The sequence below is a fragment of the Paenibacillus sp. Root444D2 genome, assembly GCF_001426375.1.
Lineage (GTDB): Bacteria > Bacillota > Bacilli > Paenibacillales > NBRC-103111 > Paenibacillus_E.
The window spans coordinates 660,272-682,246 of the sequence record NZ_LMEO01000050.1; the positions used below are offsets into that span (position 1 = coordinate 660,272).

The 21,975-nt window shown below is 47.7% G+C and carries 18 protein-coding genes; 4 read left to right on the forward strand and 14 right to left on the reverse strand.

Going from position 1 to position 21,975, the window contains the following annotated elements:
- Window positions 1-146: 146 nt before the first annotated feature.
- Genes ASD40_RS30345 through ASD40_RS30360 form a run of 4 tightly spaced genes read right to left on the reverse strand, consistent with a single transcriptional unit; the run spans window position 147 to window position 4,227 of the window.
- A complete protein-coding gene (locus ASD40_RS30345) occupies window positions 147-1,340 on the reverse strand; it encodes a Ger(x)C family spore germination protein (protein ID WP_057306848.1) in 1,194 nt (397 codons plus the stop codon).
- Window positions 1,341-1,353: 13 nt separating this feature from the next.
- A complete protein-coding gene (locus ASD40_RS30350) occupies window positions 1,354-2,880 on the reverse strand; it encodes a spore germination protein (RefSeq protein WP_057306849.1) in 1,527 nt (508 codons plus the stop codon).
- Between the two features lie 17 nt (window positions 2,881-2,897).
- Window positions 2,898-4,010: a GerAB/ArcD/ProY family transporter gene (locus ASD40_RS30355; RefSeq protein WP_057306850.1), complete on the reverse strand. Its 1,113-nt coding sequence runs from the start codon at window positions 4,008-4,010 to the stop codon at window positions 2,898-2,900.
- Window positions 3,994-4,227, reverse strand: coding sequence for a hypothetical protein (locus ASD40_RS30360; protein ID WP_057306851.1), 234 nt, complete (start codon window positions 4,225-4,227; stop codon window positions 3,994-3,996). The genes ASD40_RS30355 and ASD40_RS30360 overlap by 17 nt, the downstream gene beginning before the upstream one ends.
- A 434-nt stretch (window positions 4,228-4,661) precedes the next feature.
- Here ASD40_RS30360 and ASD40_RS39545 point away from each other — a divergent pair, with 434 nt between their 5' ends.
- Window positions 4,662-4,838 (forward strand): EAL domain-containing protein, encoded by a 177-nt coding sequence (locus tag ASD40_RS39545; protein WP_442952751.1) that lies wholly within the window; start codon window positions 4,662-4,664, stop codon window positions 4,836-4,838.
- A 62-nt stretch (window positions 4,839-4,900) separates the two neighbouring features.
- On the opposite strand, the gene ASD40_RS30365 is transcribed toward ASD40_RS39545, so the two are convergent.
- From ASD40_RS30365 to ASD40_RS30390, 6 genes are all read right to left on the reverse strand, one after another.
- Window positions 4,901-5,608: a FadR/GntR family transcriptional regulator gene (locus ASD40_RS30365; protein ID WP_057306852.1), complete on the reverse strand. Its 708-nt coding sequence runs from the start codon at window positions 5,606-5,608 to the stop codon at window positions 4,901-4,903.
- Between the two features lie 23 nt (window positions 5,609-5,631).
- Window positions 5,632-6,372 (reverse strand): LutC/YkgG family protein, encoded by a 741-nt coding sequence (locus ASD40_RS30370; RefSeq protein ID WP_057306853.1) that lies wholly within the window; start codon window positions 6,370-6,372, stop codon window positions 5,632-5,634.
- Complete coding sequence (locus tag ASD40_RS30375; protein WP_057306854.1) at window positions 6,365-7,882, reverse strand: LutB/LldF family L-lactate oxidation iron-sulfur protein; 1,518 nt, start codon at window positions 7,880-7,882, stop codon at window positions 6,365-6,367. The genes ASD40_RS30370 and ASD40_RS30375 overlap by 8 nt, the downstream gene beginning before the upstream one ends.
- On the reverse strand, window positions 7,879-8,607 hold the full coding sequence (locus ASD40_RS30380; RefSeq protein WP_057306855.1) for a (Fe-S)-binding protein: 729 nt from the start codon (window positions 8,605-8,607) through the stop codon (window positions 7,879-7,881). Before ASD40_RS30380 ends, ASD40_RS30375 begins: the two co-directional genes overlap by 4 nt.
- A 306-nt stretch (window positions 8,608-8,913) precedes the next feature.
- Window positions 8,914-9,870 carry an aldo/keto reductase gene (locus ASD40_RS30385; RefSeq protein WP_057306856.1) on the reverse strand — a complete coding sequence of 319 codons (957 nt, stop codon included), beginning with the start codon at window positions 9,868-9,870 and terminating at the stop codon, window positions 8,914-8,916.
- A gap of 32 nt (window positions 9,871-9,902) precedes the next feature.
- The gene (locus ASD40_RS30390; RefSeq protein ID WP_057306857.1) at window positions 9,903-12,605 is read right to left on the reverse strand and encodes a UxaA family hydrolase; all 2,703 of its coding nucleotides are present in this window, start codon (window positions 12,603-12,605) and stop codon (window positions 9,903-9,905) included.
- Window positions 12,606-12,989: 384 nt separating this feature from the next.
- Between ASD40_RS30390 and ASD40_RS30395 the strand changes: the two genes are divergently transcribed.
- From ASD40_RS30395 to ASD40_RS37600, 3 genes are all read left to right on the forward strand, one after another.
- Window positions 12,990-13,892 (forward strand): AraC family transcriptional regulator, encoded by a 903-nt coding sequence (locus tag ASD40_RS30395; RefSeq protein WP_057306858.1) that lies wholly within the window; start codon window positions 12,990-12,992, stop codon window positions 13,890-13,892.
- Window positions 13,893-14,073: 181 nt separating this feature from the next.
- Window positions 14,074-14,382, forward strand: a complete 309-nt coding sequence (locus ASD40_RS39550; protein ID WP_442952752.1) for a restriction endonuclease — start codon at window positions 14,074-14,076, stop codon at window positions 14,380-14,382.
- A 46-nt stretch (window positions 14,383-14,428) separates the two neighbouring features.
- Window positions 14,429-14,581, forward strand: a complete 153-nt coding sequence (locus ASD40_RS37600) for a hypothetical protein (protein WP_156390241.1) — start codon at window positions 14,429-14,431, stop codon at window positions 14,579-14,581.
- A gap of 149 nt (window positions 14,582-14,730) precedes the next feature.
- On the opposite strand, the gene ASD40_RS37605 is transcribed toward ASD40_RS37600, so the two are convergent.
- The 4 genes from ASD40_RS37605 to ASD40_RS30410 form a co-directional block, all read right to left on the reverse strand.
- Window positions 14,731-14,868: a hypothetical protein gene (locus tag ASD40_RS37605; protein ID WP_156390242.1), complete on the reverse strand. Its 138-nt coding sequence runs from the start codon at window positions 14,866-14,868 to the stop codon at window positions 14,731-14,733.
- A gap of 649 nt (window positions 14,869-15,517) precedes the next feature.
- Complete coding sequence (locus ASD40_RS30400) at window positions 15,518-16,039, reverse strand: hypothetical protein (protein WP_156390243.1); 522 nt, start codon at window positions 16,037-16,039, stop codon at window positions 15,518-15,520.
- Between the two features lie 394 nt (window positions 16,040-16,433).
- Window positions 16,434-20,432, reverse strand: coding sequence for an NPCBM/NEW2 domain-containing protein (locus tag ASD40_RS30405; protein WP_057306860.1), 3,999 nt, complete (start codon window positions 20,430-20,432; stop codon window positions 16,434-16,436).
- Between the two features lie 18 nt (window positions 20,433-20,450).
- On the reverse strand, window positions 20,451-21,947 hold the full coding sequence (locus tag ASD40_RS30410; protein ID WP_057306861.1) for an S-layer homology domain-containing protein: 1,497 nt from the start codon (window positions 21,945-21,947) through the stop codon (window positions 20,451-20,453).
- Window positions 21,948-21,975: the final 28 nt, after the last annotated feature.

Sequence of the window (21,975 nt, forward strand, 5' to 3'; positions counted from 1 at the left end):
TTTACTAAAGCCAAATAAAAGAATAATGGAAAATTTGGGCATAAACGAAAAAAAACACGTAATATCAAGCTTTCGCGGCTTTTTTAAATGGGTATAATACAAAGCTGTAGAGGTCTATCCCTATTGACTTCGGAGAGAACTCAGTTTTACTTAATCTCATCCGTGTAGCTTTTCATCTTTAGTCCGGTTCTTCTTATATAGATGGAGACGTCTGCCTTAAGCACTGCGCGCTTGAACTCTTCGTTCCAGTTTTGACGAACTTTTTTGAAAGCGGCCGTATCCTGTCTGTACATATCTTCACCGAATCCAAAAATATCAGATCCGTATTCGACCTGCACCTTCTTCATGGTACTCTCTATGGATGCTTTTAATTTAAGCTCAGCCAATTGTTCCAGTTTTTTGAATGTTTGAGGCTTGGATAAATCGGCTTTGCATGAAATCCCCTCAACGATGCCGTTGATGAATACTTTAACGGTTACGATAGGGGTGCCGGCACTGTAAAACGCCTTTATTTTTGTTCCTGAATCATAAACACTGACATCAAAATGCCCGTTGTCTTTACAGGGTACCGTCACTACAGTGTTTTTAATCATGTTCTGTGTCCATAAGTAGTTGCGCGTATCATCTAAATTGAGGAGTCCGACAAGTTTCTGTTTGTTAAACACGCCTAGTCCCGACAAGATCACATTATTACGAATGATAACGGATTTTAAATTCTCATCTTTCGAGCCTGTTTTCGCATTCCCTTGGACGGTAACCGTGTCGATGACAGGGTCCCTTCCTTCAGATGTGAACGCTTCGATCATGTCTTTCATCTTGACTTGCGAAGCTCCTCCCCAATCATTATTAAAATTGTCGCTTTGCCGAAACAATTTGGTCGAGGGTGAAATACCTGCCGGTATAAGAGTAGAGATGACTTCCAAAGCGGTGCCGCGAGTAACTAAGACCATGTTGAAATCGTCCCGCAGTTCCCAATCTCTTTCCAGAAAATCCAAAAAATCCAGATTGCCCTCACGGGCCACTTCCTCGTTCAGTGCAAATACTCGAACATGCGAATAAATCAATTTTCGAGGAAGCCCTGCATTCATTTTGCGGCGTATTTCCTCTACCGAATTCCCTTCCTGACTATAAACGATAGCTGGAATAGAACCTCCCCCTGTTTTTTTGCCCATTTCCGTCGGATTAATAATTTGTACGGAAAGCTTCCATTTCATGTTCTCGCCTTTATCCAATGCCATCCCAAATACAACAAATAAATTGTTCATTTCAACTGTGGCACATCCTGACAATAGGATTAGCAGTGCTATTCCCGATAATAGAGATCGTTTGATCGTATTCATTGCTGGAGGCCCCTCAATCTTTTGTTTTTTTGTTCATTTTGTAAAGCGGCGATTTTGTTTTTAAGAAGAAGCTTCTTTGGAACATTTTTGGATAAGGCAGACGAATCCATACCCCGATAATATCCCGTCGAGAGGAAGGCGCTAATGGTGTTAAGTAAGGAATTCCCAGCGAATTTAGCTTTACTAAATGAATCATGATGAGAATTAAACCGAACCCGATACCGTATAAACCCAATGCAGCACTTAATAGGATTAACATGAAACGAAGCAAACGAAGAGTAAGTGCCATGGAGTAAACAGGCACGACAAAACTGGCAATTCCTGTAAGCGAAACGATAATGACCATAACACTCGACACGATACCAGCTTCGACTGCAGCCTGTCCGATTACCAAAGTACCGACAATGGACACCGCATTGCCGACAGCTCTCGGCATACGTATTCCAGCCTCCCTGAGAATTTCGAAGGTGGTTTCCATAAGCAGTACTTCGATGACGGTAGGGAAAGGAACCAATTCCCGTTGTGAAACAATCGTGATTAACAACAAGGACGGTATCAGTTCTTGATGATAGGTCGTGACTGCCAAATAAAACGCTGGCAATATCGTAACAAGAAAAAGCGAAATGAAACGAATCAAACGGATGAACATTGACATTAGGTAGGATTGATAATAATCTTCCTGGCTTCGGAAGAAATCGTTGAACACAGCTGGAGCTATAATCGCAAACGGGCTTCCATCCACGATGACAACTATCTTCCCTTGGATTAGGCTGCCGGCTGCAGTATCAGGTCTTTCTGTGTTAAGAAACATGGGGAAAGGCGAATACATATTGTCGCTTAGCGATTCTTCGAGAACAGAAGAATCCATCAACGCGCCAATTTGCAGCCGCTGCAGACGGAGGCGCAATTCCGCCACGATGTGCTCGTTTGCAATATTTTGCATGTATGCCATGACAACCGAGGTATTCGTATCTTTGCCTAGCTGTAGGGATTCAAATCGAAGAGCGGTATGTTTGATCCGGCGCCGGACAAGGGAAATATTTGTTTGCATATTTTCCGTGAACGAATCTTTCGGACCACGGATGATGGTTTGCGTGGTAGGCTCTTCGATGCTTCGGGACTTGAGATTAACAATTGAAAGAGCAAGAGCTTTATCAATTTGATCGAAGAATAATAAAGCATATCCGTCCAATAGGCTTGATAAAGCTTTCTCAAGTTCGGTTACGATGAGATAAGAAAATCCCGGAAACAGCTGCATCCGGAAATGCTCCAAGTCATTGAAATCTTGGGATGCATGGGCAGGAGACAGTAAAGGCTGTCTGATGGTGTCTATTTCCTGCGTGTTTGTCATACTATCGAGAAAGCATAATAAGGCGCTTTGCCTATCCACAAGCATCCGGTCGAAGCGAATGTCAAGGGTATTGCCGAACGCCGCTTTGAGATTATCCAGATTCGTTTCCAAAATGGGCGATAAGGGAGCATTGTTCATTCCTTCGGGAAGCAGCGAGTTTCTCGTCGTTGCTTGATCTGTATTATTCATCGGAAAGTCCCACCTTACTATTTATTGCCTGCAGCTGCCCGTTTTCTAGTTCTCCATATTACGATTCCGCATAATACGCATGGAAAAGCGATTTGAAACGGAATATGAAGGATATAGGGAACGAGTTTAATGCCTTCAAAAACGTGTTCGGCAAAATTATGGGAAACTACAACAGACAAGACCGAAAGGATCAACCCAATTGGAATGACAAACAATTGATATCGTACGTTCGTCAAATGTTCCAATCCCTTTAGTCCGCCGTAAAAGAAGACGGACACTTTGATCACGATGCCCAGCATCACGATGAATGTCGCTAGCGCATCAATACGTTCAATAAAATATCCTATGGTTAAAATGCGTGCGGCGCTAAGCAATGGGAAGGTTGCCCTTGTTCTTGCATCTATGCCAATCGTGCCGATTTGGATAATACAAGAGAAGACGATAACAAAAGAACTAGCTAAGATAGCAAACATACCGACGCGCCGAGCTTTCGAGAACTGCGAGGTGAACGGAATGAACATTGTGAATGCGATCAACTCACCAAACGGAAAAGTAATCACGCTCGGGAATGCAGCTTTAATAATCGGTCCGATACCTTCGCCCATAACGGGCAACAGTCTTTTATACGAGACGTCCCCGTCGGCAATTAAAAGAATGCCGATCAGAAATAAAAAACCCATCAAGAGCGGAGCAAATAACTCTCCGATCCGACCCATGATTTGAATCCCCGAGCTTGTAAGGTACATACAAAGGATATAAAAGAAAAGATGCAAGATCTCAACTGGCGTCTGGGTCAAGAGTGTGGTTTTCATGATCTCTATTAAGTCACGATCTACCCGTATGCAAATGTAGAAGAAATATATAACATAAAGGTAAATAAATACGGCCGCAATTGGCTTACCCATGGCAAATTCCATGATTTGAAAGAAATTCCGTTCTGGCAGCCGAAGCATAAACCCGAAGTAGATCAGCAGCAGAGCGACTCCCACTGCAGATGACAGTAAGATCGAAATCCATGCGTCCTGTTTAGCATCGCTGCCGATGCCGAAAATGATGGCGCTGCCTGTTTCAAATGTAACCATCAGCAAAAATAGTTGTGATAGAGATATTTGCTCACGACTTGGATTCATTGCGGTATACCGATCGAAATTTTTTGATGTCCATAAATAGACTTACGACCAATGCCATAACTAATTGCAGGAGCAGGATGGGCCCCCCGAAGCTCGTGTGAATGCTTGCCAATTCCAGGTAAGATTGAAACAAAGATTGCTGGTAGATGATTGCGTCGAAGAGAGCCAAAACCGTAATGAGGCTTAAGAATACAAATATAAACGTCAAAGAAACCATGTGGAACGACTCCTTTTGGTACATTTTAGTTTATGATGTTCAATTTGGAAAATTTTATACCAAAGCGGGATCGATCTGGCGGTAGACAAGAAGGGCAATATATGTCATTGAGGTTAACCTTCATAATCCGGCTCATTTTTTTCCAAAGTGATGAAATACAATTTTTACCAGACCATCAAACGTCTTTTTACCGAATACTGTAAATATAACAAGCGACGGATATTAAAAAAGAACCGCCGGAACCACTGCGATACCTTCTCAGTAGGAACTTATAATTTATAAAAAAAAAAAGTGATATTCCAGAATTAATTAGAAAACGGAGCCCGCAAACCCGCAGCGCTCCGTTTTTGTTGTTTCAGAATTTGTTAGAATTAAGTGAACAGCGCTGCGAAATTGATGGTTTGTTGCAGAATTCATTAGAATAAAAAATTGAAATAGCACGCAGCTTAAAGCTGGATATTATTGCGGAGGGCGTTGAAACAAAGGCACAATTTGATTTTCTAAAAAGTCACGGCTGTGACCAGGTACAAGGTTACTTATTGGCTGGGCCTTTATCAGCCGATCAGTTTGAACGCAATTATGTGCTCCGATTGCGTGCTGCTGGAAGCTAGCCAAATTGGGAAATGCGAAAACGACCGATCTCCTTTGGGAATGGCCGTTTTTTTTTCACATTTTATATATATTTGATTAAAATACTTTCCACATGCTCCAAATGCACTCGCATCGCTTGAGAGGCTAGCTCAGGATCTCCGCTGTGAATCGCTTCATAGATAACTTTATGTTCCTTCAAAAGCTGAACAGCCACTTCCTGATTCGCATACAGCTCCGCACGACGAATGTCGCGAATCATCATTTCCATCGCGTTGCGGATCGAATCGCACGTCTGCATCATGATTGCGTTATGCGTCGCTTGCACAAGCAGCTCGTGGAAGACAAGATCGGTTCGTTCACCCTCTGCATCATCGTTAATCGAGTTCTCCATATCCTGCATGATGAGCTGGAGTTGTGCGAGATCCTCGGGCGTTCTCTTCCGCGCAGCAATGGCTGCGATCGAGATCTCCAACGATTGTCTCACTTCCATGAGCTCGAGGAGCGTCGTCCGATTCATGCGAAGTGACGTCCACTCGGGCAGTGACACCTCGGCAGGCGCTTGCCGAATCACGCGACACGCGCCGCCTTGGCGAATCTCGATAAGACCCATCGCCTTTAAGGCGCTGAGAGCCTCCCTCATCGTGGAACGACCGACGCCGAAACGCTCGGACAGCTCTTTCGTGGAAGGCAGCTTATCGCCCATTTTCAACTGGCCATGTACAATCATATCTTTGATCTGCTGGGCAATCTCATCATAGTGATTCTGTTTGTGCAGCTTCGTAACTTCCATAGGGGTACCTCTTCTATCAGGTTCTATCCGATAAGCAGCACGTGAACAATCCCTGGACCATGCACACCGATCGTCAAATCATTCTCAATGTCCGCCGAACGGCTGGGCCCTGAGATGAAGTGGATGCCGGCAGGCAGGTCTTTCCTTGCTATCTGATCGAATGGGGTGAGAATTTCGCCTAGTCTCGTTTTCAAGCGTTCAATCGGCAGCAGGACGATCAATGCCGTTGGCAGCAGGCTGACCGAACGGCCTTTTTCTTTCGATGATAACACAGTTAGCGATCCCGTGTAAGCCGCCGCATAGTCAGCAAGGACGATACCCAGATCGGCATTCGCTGCGCTGGCCTTCCAGTTGGTTTCTTCATCGGTATTCCACACCGCTAGATCGACTTCTGGGAGAGCATCGGCTAGTTCCAGCGCATGTAACTCCGCTTGATTCTGGTGGATCACACGTCTGACACTTAGCGTGCCCACGAGTTCTTGGATGGTTGCTTTCGCCGCCTCCATCGAAGGGACTCTGACAACATGCCCGCCTGCGGCATGGAAGTTGGCCGTGAAGTTCTCGATGCGCTCCTCGGGTGACCAGTCAAAAGCTTTCCAGCTATCCGATGCCCCTTGGAAAGGATGTGCAGGCTTCTCTGTTACCCGTGCACGCCCCAGTTTCTGGGCGATGCCTTGGATGAATCGTTCTTGCTCAGCCAGGGATTGCTGATCCAGCTTATTTAACTTCGACTGCCAGTCTGGCGTAATGTCTCGTCTAGCCATGATGGTTTCCTCCCTTTTTGCCCCGAGCGGCTAGTGCGTCCGCCATTCTTGCTTGGATAGCAGGATCAGCCTCCGTAAGCCCATGACGAATCTCTTGCTCGAGTGTTTTCCAGCCGTCGCGGAAGGATGCCTTCGGAAGGCTCGGCGTTACGCGATAGGAGTTCCACCCTTTGAGCGGACCGACCTTCAGACGAATGCCCCCTTCACGGACGACCAGCTTTTGGCCGATTCTGCCCAGCTTGAGTACGGCGTTGAGACGCTTGGCATTGCCCATCACCGCAGCAAAGCCCTTCATACCCACTGCCTCGATCTTGTCAACATGGCCCGCTTCCACCTTGCGCCTGCGCAGTGACACCAGCATGTCATGCAGTGGAATCTTCACCGGGCATGCTTCATAGCAGGCTCCGCAAAGACTTGAAGCATTGGCGATGTCATCCCATTCCGCCACGTTTTTCTTAAGTGCTGGTGTGAGCACCGCTCCGATAGGGCCACTGTATGTGCCGCCGTAGGCATGACCGCCGATATGGCGGTACACCGGACACGCGTTCAAACATGCGCCGCAACGGATACAGTTGAGCAACTCTTGGAACTCCGGGTCTCCGAGCTGCTGCGAGCGCCCGTTGTCTACGATGATGATGTGCATCTCATCCGGCCCATCAGCGTCCAAATCTCTTCTCGGACCTGTGATGCCTGACATGTAGACGGTCAGTTTTTGTCCCGTTGCTGAGCGCGGAAGTAGTGTCGCCATGACCTCGAGGTCAGCCCACGTAGGGATAATGCGCTCCATCCCCATGAGCGTGATTTGTGTCTTGGGCACCGTTGTGACCATGCGGGCGTTGCCTTCATTTTCGAACAAGACCATCGATCCGCTCTCCGCAATGGCAAAATTGCAGCCCGTCATCCCAATATCCGCTTCCAGGAATTTCTCTCTTAATTTCTTGCGAACATAGCCAGCCAGAATCGTCGTATCCGGGGCCAACGTCTCCCCAGCATCCTTCGATAATAGCTCAGCGATTTGATATCTATTTTTATGTATAGCTGGAATGATAATATGGGATGGTGTTTCGTCCGCTAACTGAATGATGTACTCGCCTAGATCTGTTTCTATTGCTTCGACGCCGATGGAAGCCAGCGCTTTGTTCAAATGCAGCTCCTCCGTCACCATCGACTTGGATTTGACGACCGATTTGGCTTGTTTGGCTGCTGCTATTTCCAAGGAAATTTTGACCGCCTCAACATCCGTATCCGCAAAATGCACATGAACCCCATTCGCTCTCGCATTGTTCGCAAACGTCGTTAAGTAATAATCCAAATGAGCGATCGTATGCAAACGAATCTGTCTGCCGCGTTCCCGCCAATCGTCCCAGTTCCCATGATCGGCAGCTGCCTTCAACTTGCCGTCGCGCAGGCGCTCCGTCGTAAACTTAACCGCTTTGCGCAGAAACTCATCATTCAGCGCGATATCCGCCCGTTCCTTAACCGTTGATGATTTCCCCGTCGTGTGACTCATGCTCGCTTCACCCCTTCATATAGCAGCTCAGCTAGATGCATCACCCTCACCGGCTCATTCCGATAACGCAAATTGCCCGCAATATTCATCAAGCAAGCCAAATCCAGCCCAACCAGCACCTCTGCCTCAGTTTCCTTCACATGATCTACTTTCTCCTGTACCATCGCACCGGAAATATCGGCCATCTTTACTGCGAAGGTTCCGCCAAATCCACAGCAATCCTCAGCAAAAGGAAGCGGCACTAGCTCCATTTCTTTGACGTTTTGCAAGAGGGCGAGCGGCTCTGATTTGACGCCGAGCAGTCTACTTCCGTGACAGGAAGGGTGGTACGTCACTTTATGTGGGAAAACAGCACCCAAGTCCGTGATATTAAGAACACTTACAAGGAACTGTGTGAATTCATAGGTCTTACTCTGAAGCTGTATGGCCTTCTCCAGCCACTCCGGCTCATCCTTAAATAGATTCGCGTAGTGATGAATCATAAACGTGCAAGAGCCCGAAGGCGAAATCACAAAATCGCTATCTTCAAATGCGGTAAGTAGCGTCTTCGCTGTTGTTCGCGCCTCATCCCAGTAGCCGCTGTTGTATGCAGGCTGACCGCAGCAGGTTTGTACAGTCGGTAATTCTAGCAGAACTCCATAATGCCCGAGTAGTCTTGCAATCGCTTCGCCGACCTTGGGATATAATGCATCACTTAGACACGTAATAAATAAGGAAACCTTCATGAGAAGCCCCACTTTCTTTCGTTAACTTATCAGGTTATCAGACATCTTGAGTTTAACACAAACCCCTTGTCTTGAGAAGGGGCATATGGTGGGAATTGCATCATTTTTTTTGTGGACAGTCCTGTTATCGCTGCGTCCCAGTTAAGTTAATTCCAGTATAAATCATCTTTTTGAAGTAATTAAAAAATCCCGCCCCAAAGACATTCTCTTAGAGACGAGATTATTGTTCCAATTCAATGAATCACCCGAGCAGCTCGGTCACGAATCGATCTAGATGACCATGATTTCCCCTACCCACTAAGCAAATCAATTCCCTTCGGGATCTTCCGTATCATAGCCAAATTCATCAAGCGCCGGCCATAGTTCAGCGGCAATCGGGTAATTCGCGAGCTCCAATGTCTGGGCTACCCGTTCCGGTTTACTCATGCCGACGACCGTGCTGGCGATCCGCGGGTCGCGAAGTGAAAATTGAAGCGCTGCGGCGGCTAGTGGCACATCGTATTCCTGGCAAACTTTGGCAAACATACGTGCTCGTTCCACTATGATTGGCGAAGCATCGCTATAGGCATACCGAGCGTATGCTTCCGGACCTTTAGCTAATATGCCGCTGCCATAAGGAGCAGCGTTAATGACGGCGACGCCCATGCGACTAGCGACATCAAGCAATGGTTCAGCAGCTCGATTGAGCAGCGTATATCGATTGTGGGTTTCTACAGCGCTGAACGCTCCCGTTTCGACATAACGAATGAGCATATCGATCGGTCCGCCGGATATGCCGATGTGTTCGATGACGCCTTGCTTTTGAAACTTATGAAGTACTTCTAAAGGTCCACTGGTTCCCATAACATTTTCGAAGGTGGTATGTTCAGGATCGTGGATGTAAACGTATTGCAGACGATCAAGTCCTAATCGTTCGAGACTTCCTTCTATGGAACGTTTGATCTGTTCACCGCTGAAGTCGCCGGTCTTGAAGTCGCGGTCGGCTTTGGTAGCCAACACGTACCCAGCCGGAAGACCACCATTCGCTCGAATAGCCTTGCCAATCCGCCGTTCACTCTCACCTTCGCCGTATGCTGCAGCCGTATCTATAAAGTTGATCGGGCTTTCGAAAGCGGTACGCAGCGTTACCAAAGCTTGTTCCTCCGACGTGCTATATTGAAAGGTTTCCGGCATATCCCCGAGCGGAGCGGCTCCAATACATAGCGGCGATATGAAGAGGCCGGTACGACCAAACGGTCGTTTGGATAATAATGCGTTCGACATGGAGTGTTCCTCCCTTTCTGTTACTGTCTGCCTTATAACGACACGCCTAAAAAACCCCGTGTCATTTGAAAATCGATATTACCTTGCTGATAGAGACGCGGTACATAAGTATGTTCTAAGATTTCTTTGCTGCGCTCGAGAATATGATTCACCCATAAACTCGGGTTGCCCTCGAGTTCCAAATCAATATCTTGCTTATGATTATGCAGCACGGCCTGTTCCGACGTCACTTGCAGCATTGGAACGAAAGGATGCGTCTGCATCGGACGATCACCGATCCATGCAATTATTAATTCCACACCTGTGGCGGCGAGTCCTGTGATCGTCTCCACCCCATGCTTTGTTGGCGTATCCATAATGTGGAAGCCGTTTCGGCGGACATGTTCCCCATAGGCGATAGACGGCCCGACTTGATACGCGCTAAATAGATGCTGACTGAATGCATCCTCGGTTAGCAATCCGCTGTTATCGGGAACGACGACCAAGCCTCCGGATCCGACAATCAGCTTGGTTAGTAGTCCCAGCTGCTCGCCGGCATCTTTGTTAATGGCACCAACGCTTACGATCCCGATGCGCAGCCCTTCCAAACCGACCGTCACCTTTTCCGCAGTATCGGCCTCAATCAATCGATCGGCGAACCAGGCCTCTACCTTCTCGCTGACCTTGGCAATTCCGCCGTCGAGCTGAATGCTGGCATATCCAAGACGGCTCGCATCGACGCCCATCACATCCATCTGATGGCGCATGTAGTCATTATGCGTTTTCTCGCAGCCATGCTCCAGCAGCAAACAATGCTCCACCATCGGATGCGTAATATAGCCGATCATCGTACGGGCAAACAGAGATTCAGCTGGCCCCCCTGAGGTGCCGCAGCCTTCCGTGTGCGCCAATGTTACGAAGCGCGAGAGCTCAGGCTGCCCCGCTCCTTGCTCGTTCAGGCGCTTTGTGATCATGCCCGCTACCTGTCCAGCACAAAGACTGGTCGGCACGATCAAGCCAATATTGTCACTAGACTGCCGATTGCGATGTCGAGTAAAGGAAAATTGGATCGGGTTAGCCATCGTTATAGCATCATCTTGAATGTCTATCGGAGCTCCTGTCGGTACAGGAGTGTGAAGCAGCATCTCCAGTTGACTCGCATCGTTCTGCTGCCAGTTGCGCCAAATTTGTACTTGGGCATGGCCCGCCTTCTCGCCGACGCTTCGCTGACCAGAGGCAATTTGGAGCGCCAACTCGAATACCTCTTGGCCCAGCTCATCCATCGACTTGCCTTCCAGATACTGCCCCGCGTTCACATCCATATCGTTCGAAAGCAATTGGAAGCGGCGAGTTGTCGTGACCACTTTGACCGTAGGCACATATGGAAAGTTAGTGATCGAACCATTTCCCGTTGTAAAGAAAATCATGTTGCAGCCTGCGGCTACCTGTCCGGCGATGCTCTCCAGGTCATTGCCAGGGCTATCCATGAAATAGTAACCGCCATCCTTCATGAGCTCCCCGTACTCAGTTGCATAATCGATCCGCGTTGTCGGGTCTTTCTTCATAGCGGCGCCTATAGATTTGAGATAGATGTTGTACAAGCCGCGATACATGTTGCCACCTGACGGGTTACCTTCCGCACTGGTGCCGTGCCAAGACGTGCGCTCCTTAAATCGGTTCACAAGTTCCAGAAATTTGCGAGCGGTTTCAACGTTTCGTACTTTCGAGAGGACATAGGGCTCCGCGCCAATCAACTCATCCGTTTCAGCTAGACTAGCCGCACCCCCGTAACGCACCAATTGTTCCGAAACCCATCCGAGAAGCGGATTCGCGGATACCCCGGAAAATGCGTCCGAACCGCCGCACTGCAATCCGATTCGCAAGTGGCAGATGGATTCAGGCGTTCGCTGCATCGTGTTGACCGTTGATAGCCATTCGCGTACTAAAGCTTCACCATTAACCAGCTCCTCTTCGAAGCTGCCTGTGAGCGACACGAACTTATGCAGGACTTCATCGATCGGATAGCTATGCTCACGTGCATAAGCCTCCACCATCTTGTTCGTGACCGATTCATTACCATAATCGACAACCAATACCGCTCCGACGTTCGGGTTGACCATGAAACCTGCGAGCGTCCGCAGCAGCAAGTCCACATTATTCGGCTTTTCTGTGCCGCCCTCGGTGTGAGCGACGGGAACGATCCCGTCTATATTCGAATCTTTCTTCCATTCGCCTTGCATACGAGTGGCAAGCTCATTCACGTAGCTCCCCGTATGCGAGGTGGTGCCGAGCAGTACGATGTAGTTCCGGGTGCCAACCCCGCGATCTTTATGGCGGCGATATCCCATGAAAGTTTGGGTATCCGTATAAGCTGGCGATGCCTGAGCCGGCCGGAAGTTCTCCTCGTCAAAGATAAAAGGAGAAACTTGATCCGCGAAATTGGGCTCCGCCGGCACCGCGAATGTCAGTTGGCGCACACTGAGCGCTTCCCGTACTGTTTCGTTGATCACATAGTGGCCGGGCTGAATCGGCTGAATCGCCACGCCGAATGGCAAATGCCACGAAAGCAGATCTTCACCAGGAGCAATCGCTTTCACCGCAAATCGATGGCCTTCCATAACCGTGTAATCCAAGGTGAGGATTTGGCCTTCATACTGAATGGTGGTACCGGAGTTCAATTGCTGAATCGCAACGGCGCAGTTATCCCCGGGTAAGGGAAGTCTCGCTACTTCTTCAAATTGGTATACGACGTCCATCGATGACTGGCTCCTTTGATGAGATTTTCCGAACAACACAAATACTACGTCAGCCTATAATAGAATAATTTGAGTTTCTTCCAAAATTAGTGCTGTATAGATAACAATATCTCCGTCCAGTTGATGAGCTTGCAGGCAAAAAGTCTCAGTACCTCCGTCAACTTCGGTGTAATCCATCCATAATCTTTCCGCTGCATACTCCAAAAATTTAATGGCATCAATTTTTTAGCATGCATAGCCTCCTTGATTTCGGTGTGCATACCTATTATTGTACCAGGACTACGGCATTTGTTAATTCTTTACCTTTGCAAAAACATACTCTATTTTGATATTCTATAAATAAGACAAATTAATGAAGTGAGATGATCTAGGGAGGTTCGGAAAATGCAAAAACCGCTAATAAAAAACTTTATTAACGACCCCCTCTTGCCATTTGACATTGTATTTAAGGACAAAAAGACACCGAACCGTGAACTACCAGAGCATCTTCATGATCGCTTTGAATTAGTTTATGTTTATAGTGGAAAAGGTACGTTTTTCTTAAATCAAATGCTCTATGAGATGAATGAAGGAGACCTCTTCATCATTCCTGGCAATACCATCCATCAGGCATTGCCAGATTCTGAATCTCCTATTACGGCCACTGCTATCTTTTTCGATCCGCAACTGATCGGACATTATTCATCAGCTGATTCGTTTACGAATATGCAAGTTTTTGACCGAGCCCGAAAAAATAAGAGCTATAAGCTTGTTGTCCCAGCAACCATACGCCCTCTGTTTGAAGAAAAACTCAAACAAATGCATGAAGAATTGGAACAACACGAAGCTGGTTTTAGATATGCTGTTCAACTGAATTTAAATAGCCTTTTGATCATCATAAATCGTTTGATATTAAAAGAATCCCATCATCAACTGGCCGCGTCCGATGTCTGTCCCTCCTGGTTACTAAACATACTTCAACACTTAGATCAGTTTCACACTGACCAAATCGCTGGACTTTCGTATTTGGCTAAGCACTCTTCAGTATCAGCCGCTCATTTATCTAGAGCGTTTAAACAATTAACCGGGATGAATATCACTGACTATGTGAATGCCAAGCGAATTTCAACTGCAAAGGAGCTGCTTTTAACTACCAACTTAGGTATTGATACGATCGCCCACAATTGCGGTTATGAGAGTTTACCTTATTTTCATAAGTTATTTAAGAAGTTTACTGGCGTTACCCCAGGCATATACCGAAGAAAAGTATTAGAAAGCCGAAAACAATTCCGAAATGAATATTATTAAAAAAGCAGATGAGGTGTATCCCATCTGCTTTTTCATGATCTGAATCGATCCAAGTTTATGCCTTGCATAGCTTGCAGCTCCGCCCACTTTCCACTAAATTACTTAGTACGAATAACCAAATGTATAAAACAATCGGAGGGAAAACATATGTTACTCAAAGTTCGGGCGATTATGGGTAGACATCGAACATCAACGGAGTAACGGTCTCTTTCTTGTTCAAGTAAAATGCTATAAAGAGGATGTCTCTTTTGATCCAATTGCCATTATCCATTCTCAAATTGTCAAACAGAATGCTAGAAGTGGCATTGTACTTACGACAAGTGGATTTACTTCAAACGCACAAAAGTATGCAAAAGAAGTCGTTCTGGAATTGATTGATGGGCTTCAACTTGTTCATTATTGGTCACCCTATATGCAAAAACAAGCACATGAACTTGGCCACTGTAACAACGATGCAAATGACAATAATCATGATTTGAAACCGGCGTGAATTTGAAATAATAGTGTTCTCTTTGTAGTAATAGTGGCAAAAAAACATGAAAAATAAGAGAAAAATCACACAAAAAAAAAAAAAAAAAAAAAAAAAAAAAAAAAAAAAAAAAAAAAAAAAAAAAAAAAAAAAAAAAAAAAAAAAAAAAAAAAAAAAAAAAAAAAAAAAAAAAAAAAAAAATGTGATCTTTCATAAATAATTAGAAAACAGACCCGCAAACCCGCATGGCTCCGTTTATTTTGTTTCATAATTAAAAGTAATTTGACCTCTGCTGTATCCCGATAGAGCCTCTGTTTCAAAATTATTTATAACAGATAATCTACACTCATGCATTCTTTGCATAAATATTCATACAATTTTCGGAATTGGATAGAAGATTAAAGTAAGATACTTTGGCGGATCGCCAGGCTCCATTACTCGTATCCGATGATAGTTAGGACGAATGACAATTCTGGCTAAGTGATTCATATTACCAACAAGCTGCATGTACATTGCCTCCCTGTTTTCGGGCATGAAAAAAAGGAGACGTAAAAAACACACGTATCCCGTATGTCTTTTGGTCTTCTATGTTCAAACCCTATATTTAATCGCTAATTACAAAAATTAGCTTTCTCCATCTCTTCCGAATAGTGGACGACAGAGAAAATAATTTGACTCATAATATTTTTATTACATTGTTGAAGTGTATTGCTTGTTAGTAAAAGTAAACGAACCCATCTCTTCAAAGTGGAGCTCACGTACTTCCATTTTAAAGAGAAGGGCTATAGGGTATTTCAGACATGACGGAGTAGGAGCCATAACGAGTTCATCCTATTTTGTATGAACAGGTTGATTATGAAACATAAATTTTGAATAATAAAAATTACAGCCTGAGGAAGAAAATGTCGTTAAGATTCAAAATCTCATGAAAATACACCTTTTTATAATGATCTTGTGCATCCACCCACATGAGGATGCAGGAGTAGGAGTAGGAGTAGGAGTAGTTGTTGCATTACTAATTGTTGTCTTTGCTTTTGAATCACTATCATCCTCACAAGCTGCAAAAATCATTATCATCATTAAAAAAACGGACTGTTTTTAAGAATATCCCTCCGCAGTTATTCTTGAACTTTCAATGTCTCAGATAGAACACTTTTCATGCATATTTTAATATAGAAAGAAACCCTTTATTAAATCGCTTTAAGAGTATTACCCAGAAATGAAAGCGTTTTATTTTTACCCTACTATATATCCAATTTGACTGTATTGCAATCAAAAATCGAAAAAAATTGGTTGATAAAGAAGTGGGATTTAAGACAAAAATGGCATTGTCGCTGAACCAGCTCATCTTTAAGGGCTGCTTCTCCAGTTGATCCGTCATGAATTGATAATTCACTCGATTAACTTGCTCAAATGAATAAAATAAATTTTCTGTCGAAAGAACATCTTTACTCGATGTAACGAAATAAATCGCGCGAATGTGCTCCAGCCTGCCCCGAAACAGATTGGAATACACCATGCTTTTAAATTTTTGATTCGCATCAAATAATCGATACGGGGAATCCAAGGGACCGTTAATAAAATCAAGCGACTGCTCATATAACAATGTCCATGTGAGCCGATCAATCTCTGACAGATTGGCATCCAGTGCCCTCTGAGTTTGTGCAACCGTTTGCAACAAATACTGGCTCATCTGTGTTTGAAATAATTCATTTTCCTTTTTGTATGTAATATAGGTAATTACGACCAAAGGGGAAATCATAAACAGAAGTAAAACAGATAGTAGAATAGTTCGAATGGAAATCAGTTTGCTGACGCTATTGAAAGCGCTCACCCTTTCTATGATTTAATACACGAATAATCTATCACTTGTATTTTAAAATGTTTGTCGAATTAACTGAAATTAGGAATTAATTATGACGTGAAGAAAGTTAATTCTACAAAAACATAGAACTCCCCTATAGCACAACTGAGGCATACAGAAAAACCGTTCTTTCTCAGGGGAGAAAGTTCCCTAGTCAGAAAGAACGGTTTTTGTGGTTTTTAGTCGACAGGTTTCCTTGCGCCGCAGTCTATTTCAGCTGAACCAACGCCGCCAAACTGACGGGAGACGTCAAATCGCTGTTGAAGCGATCCAGCACCATGGCTCGAACCGTGTACAGACTAGAGTCAAAATCTGCCGTGTTGAAGAAGGCGGTAAAGGCTCTGGAGGCTTCGATTCTGTCGGATTGCACAGCCACGATCCCTACAGGCGTGTTGCCCTTCATCAGTTGAAAGACGATGACCTGTACATCCGGACCCTTCACTGCATCCGGCGTCGGCTGCACGCTTACCTGGGCCTCTATGCCGCCTTGGCGCTTGAGAACACCTGTGGTCGTAAGCGTATATGGCGCCAGTCCGCTGGCCTGCGGGACGAGAACGGAAATCGCCTCGGTCGCCGCCTTGCTGCCGTCCGACAAGTCGGTGATCTCCAGAACCACCTGTACAGTCGTTTGCACCTTAGGCGCCCGTATCGTGCCGTCCAGCGCAATGATGCTAGGGTCGTCGGAACTTTGAATCGCGATGCGGAATCCATTCGGTACGTCAGGCAGCTTAAGCCGGGTGTCGCTTGGCAATGGATTTGCGATCTGCTTGATGCTCGCCGCCAATTCTCGTGCCGTCATGGCCGTTGTCAAGAAACCGGCGTTCAGCCAATCGCCGTGGTCAAAGTTTTTGCCGCCCGCATCGTTCAGCGACAGGAGAATCTGCTTGGCTCCGTCCGGCATCGGGACGTCGAAGTTCCACAGCATGCCTTTGCCGATGAGCGGCGAGGCGGCAGCAAGCTTCCCGTCCACATACACGCTGAACAGCATGCTTGCATATCCGCCTTCTTCCTTCACCTCGTCGTCCCCAGCGGCAATAGCTACAAATCTTTTGGCCCCATTGGGAATCGTGTATACGATATCGGAATTGGCGTGAGTCCCCAAACCGCGCTCATACATTTTACCGCCCGCTCTCAGTGGATTGCCGTCAATCGAAAGCTTTTTCTTCGGTATGTTGTTCCAGCCGGACGTCGCGCTGACCCAATTCAGTTCGTCCAGGTAAACCGAAGGCAGAGGAGACACTGGGCCGTTATGCTCCAAGGTGTACAGAGTTTTCGATACGGCGTTTGAGCCCGGTTGTCCTTTCACAAAAAGCTTGGCTTTCAATTTAGCCGTGCTTACAGGGAGAGCAAAAGGTCCTGTATACAGCAGCGAGTGTTGGCTCGGTTCGCTATCGTCCAGCGTATAGCGAATTTCGAAGTCGCTTCCCTCCGCATTGGTCTGTATCCTTACTTTCCCACCTGGATTGACCCAGTTCCGATCCCCGTCGTACAGGATCTTTATGATAGGCAAGGTCTTGTTGAATCGGGCCGTGACGGTGCTGCCGGCTCCTTCCCCGCTCGTGATGACCGCACGGAGGACGGCGGAATCAGTGATCACGATTTCCTTCTCGTATCTCGAAGAGCTAGCCTTCGGTTCGGAACCGTCCAGCGTATAATGAATCTCGCTCGAGCTGTCCGACGTTTTCAGATGAACCGTACGTTTATCCAAAAATCCGCCGCCGAACGGCTCCATGTCAAGCTGGCTGAATTTGGCCACATAGCCTCCGCTACCGCGCATCTTCATGCTTAACACGTCGCCTAAAGACACCAATTCCTTATCAAGACTGTAAGTGTTGGGCTTCGTAAAATCGTCTGCATAGATGCTGGAATTGTACTTCCCACTGCCGAGGAACGACAGATTCAGGCCCATCGTGCGCTCCTCCAGCCCGTTCATGACGGCCACATACCAGGTCGTACCAGAGCGGCGGGCCATCGCCGAAACCTCTCCGATTTCACTGCCGGGCAATACAATCGTCTCATCCCAGGCCGTCGGCATGCTTTTGAACAGCTCTACTGCCGGATTCAGCAGCATGTTCTCCGGATGCTCCCCGAAGGATAGAATCGGCGAGGTAAGGCTTAGCGCCGTGGCCACCTGATGGCTCCAGGTGCTTTTGCCCATCCGGTTGCTGAGCGACATTGGCGTATAGTCTCCATGACCTGCTAGGTAGCGGGTGAACGGCAAGGTGGCGTTATGATCGGCCGGCGGCGCGCCTTGCTCCAGACCGTGCACGGCCTCGCGGGACAATTCATTGGGATAAGTCCGCGACATGCCCGTCGGTTTATTGGCCCCATGGAAATTGACCATCAGGTGATATTTTGCGGCGTCCTCCAGCGTGTCTTTATAAAAATTCATCTTGAACAGCTCTTCGCCGTCGATGAAATCGATCTTGACCCCGATTACCCCTGCCGCTTTGGCTTTTTCGAAAAAGGCAATCCGGTCTTCTCGGTTGAAGAGGCCTTTGATGCCGAAGCGATCGGAAGCAGATTTCCATAGCCAGCTTTCGACATGCTTGGATTTGCCGTAGTCCACGACTTCTTTGACCGCTGCCCAATACTCCTCAGGCGTTGATGCCCAGTCCGTCCATCCTTCGTCGATCAGGTTGTACGGAATTCCCATTTCGGCGGCGTAGTCGATATAGAGCAGCATGTTGCGTTTGCTGACGTCGCCGTCCACAACCCAGGACCAGGTGGAAGAGCCGGGCTTGATCCAATCGGTGTTGTTGTCAAAGATCGGCGCTTGCGGCGGGCTCACATTGGTAATGATGTCGTTGTTCACGAGGCCGTTCAAGTCACGGGCTACGGTTACGATTCTCCATGGCGTCGAAACCTCGCCGGACAAGGTCCAGTTGCCGCCGTTGATGAAATTGGCTTTGAAGTTGGCTCCGCCTTCGGCATTCAAGGTCATGCCGACATATTGAACGAGCGCTCCCTCGGTAATTGCCGCATACCCGGCGCTGCCTGGCAGCTTAATCGTCATCGGCGGGCCGATTTTCGTATTCGCAGGAACTGATTGGGCGCGCTGTTTCGTGAAGCGACCTTCGTAATTGGTCGTATTTTGCTGATACCAGACGGTGCTGTCCGCGGGTAGCCGGAAGCTGGTGCTCTCGCCCGAGAACACGCGGTCTGAGGTTCCCGGCGGAATCACATATCGGAAAGCAATTCCATCGTCAAACAGTTTGGCTTGGAGCTTGTAGGTCATGCCGCTATTCACGTCCGTAATCGGAATCGTCGTCAACGTGTGATGATCCCTGGCTGTGGAATGGTTGCCGGTTATCGGATAAGTGAAAGCGTCCGGAGAAACGGTAACCGCCTGAGTCCGGTCCCAGAGAACCCGCTCGCCGATATCGTGGCCGTCCACGATGACGCCAAGCGCCGACTTTTCAACGACAGTTGAGCCGTTATACTTCATGGAATAGGTCAGCCTTCCGTCCATCTGCTCAATCGTACTCGTGACTTGGCCTCCGGGGCTGGAGATAACGACAGGCTCGGAAGGCGACCAGCCGCCATTTTCGTCGGTCAATAGGAAACGGGCGTCCATCCAATCCGTATGGTCGCAAGTCGGGTCGCCCAAGTCATCGGTGATCAGGGTCAGTGTCTTGGCCCCTGCCGGAATCTTGACTTGAAATGTATACGTTTCGTTAAATTTCACTTCCGGCGAACTGGCGATGACGGTATCGTCCGCCTTGATGTAAAATTTAGCCTTGGCCTTGACATGATCCGGGTTCGATTTGACCTCGTCGTCAATCCCGGCAACCGCCGTAAAGCGCTTGTAAGCAGGGTCGAGATTGTACACGATTTTGGAACTTGCATGCGCCCCGATGCCCTTATTGTACGTTTTCCCCGCCGAGGTCAGCGTGTTGCCGTCCAGCGACTTATCTTTTTTGGCGCCGCTCCAGTACGATTCCATGCTGACCCAGTTCAGGTCGGACGCGTATACTACATCGCTCACAACGAGGGCAGTTGAGCTTTCGTTATAGGTCGCTACGGTCACCAATGCATTCGTTGCCGTCGTACCAGTTCCTTCATCGAATGTCTTGTGCGTGAATGGAAGCTGCACGGAATTGGCCACGACAGTTCCCGGCAATCCGAAAGGCAAGCTGCCAAACAGCAAGCAAACCATCAAAAACAACTTGGCCGCAATTGGCCGCAAATAGCGTCTATTATGCAAGCGTACTCTCCTCCTGATTCATGGTTTGGCCCAACTGCTGTTAGGGCAAAAGGTTTGCATCAAATTGTAGATAGCTTGAGCATTCTGTGAACGCGTAGCTGCGGATTGAGCATCAAATGTGCCCTCACCGATGCCCTGCATCAGCTTCGCGGTCCATGCTTGGTTCACAGCTTCCCGGGCCCATCCGGAAATCTGTTCCTGATCCTTGAAGACCAGCAGCGAAGATTGCCCCGCATGAATGCTCCCGCGTTTGGCCTCATAAGCCTTCACGAGCAGCAAAGCCATCTGTTCGCGGGTAATGGCGGCATCGGGACGGAACTCGGTATCCGTTAGCCCAGAGATCAACCCGGCCACATAGGCTCTCTGGATGGGATCGGCGTACCAAGCATCAGCGCTTACGTCCAAGAAGGGAGTGCGTCCTTTGCTGGTCGGCAGCTCCAATACTCGCACGAGCATCGCCGTGAATTCCGCCCGCGTCGTATGGTCGTCAGGCTGGAACAAGTTTTCGGTTTGGCCCGATACGATATGCCGCGCAGCCAGCAATTCCAGTGTTCGGTTTGCCCAATGGCTGGATGGGACGTCATCGAATGATTTTTTATACGCGATAGCCGCATAAGAACTCAGATGTTTAAGCTTGACTTGTATCCGCTCCGAGTTCTTATCCACCGTGCCGCCAACGTATTCCCATTGCTTAGTGTCATCGTTGCGGTAGTAGATACCAAGTAAGCGTTCATCGGCCTTCGGATCGTAAGGCAGAGACAGCTCCGTGTCCCCTACAAGCTGAACGGCCCGAATTTCAGTGCCGTCCTTCGAAATCAGCGACACCTTGACGTCAAAAATCTCGCCGGCCATTTGCAATTGAGCACCGTTCTGGCGGGTCAGACGCCCCATTTCCGTGCTTGTGGTAGCTTCCGCTTTGACTTGCAATACCGCCCCCTCCGAGTTGGCTGTCCGCTTGAGTAGGGCCTGCACTTCGGACAGCCCTACCGTGAGGTAAATGTCGCGAAATCGCACCTTCAGCGGCATATTCGCAAAATCTTCAACAGCTATCAGCGCTGTGTTTTGGCCCGCCTCCGTCTGAACCGATGCGATGCCGTTCTGTATGACAGGCTTAAGCGTTGGCGTCTGGTTAGCCGGCGCAGGAACCGTTCCCCCGCTCGAGCTCCCGCCGTCTTCTCCACGGCTCGGCGCGATAACTTGGAATTTCTTAACATCCTGCACGTCGCCGCTTCCGGCAATAACGGTATAGGTGCCCGGTACGGAATCATCCGGCAAGGTGAACGAGTCGCTGAATTCCCCTCCATTTAAAACGTTCACATAAAGGATGCTTAGATTCGGTCTTAAGACTTTGACCGTGATCGTCTCCAGATCGGTGCGTCCTGACATCGCGACGGTATCCCGGGCTCTGCTATCCTTGATTTCCTGAAGAGTTACCGAGGAAGCCGAGAAAGCGTTTCCAGCATAGGACGTCCAGAAGATGCCTGCAAGAATAAGCAGGACGATAAGCTTTTTCATAACCCACCTCTATTCAATGAATTCGCTG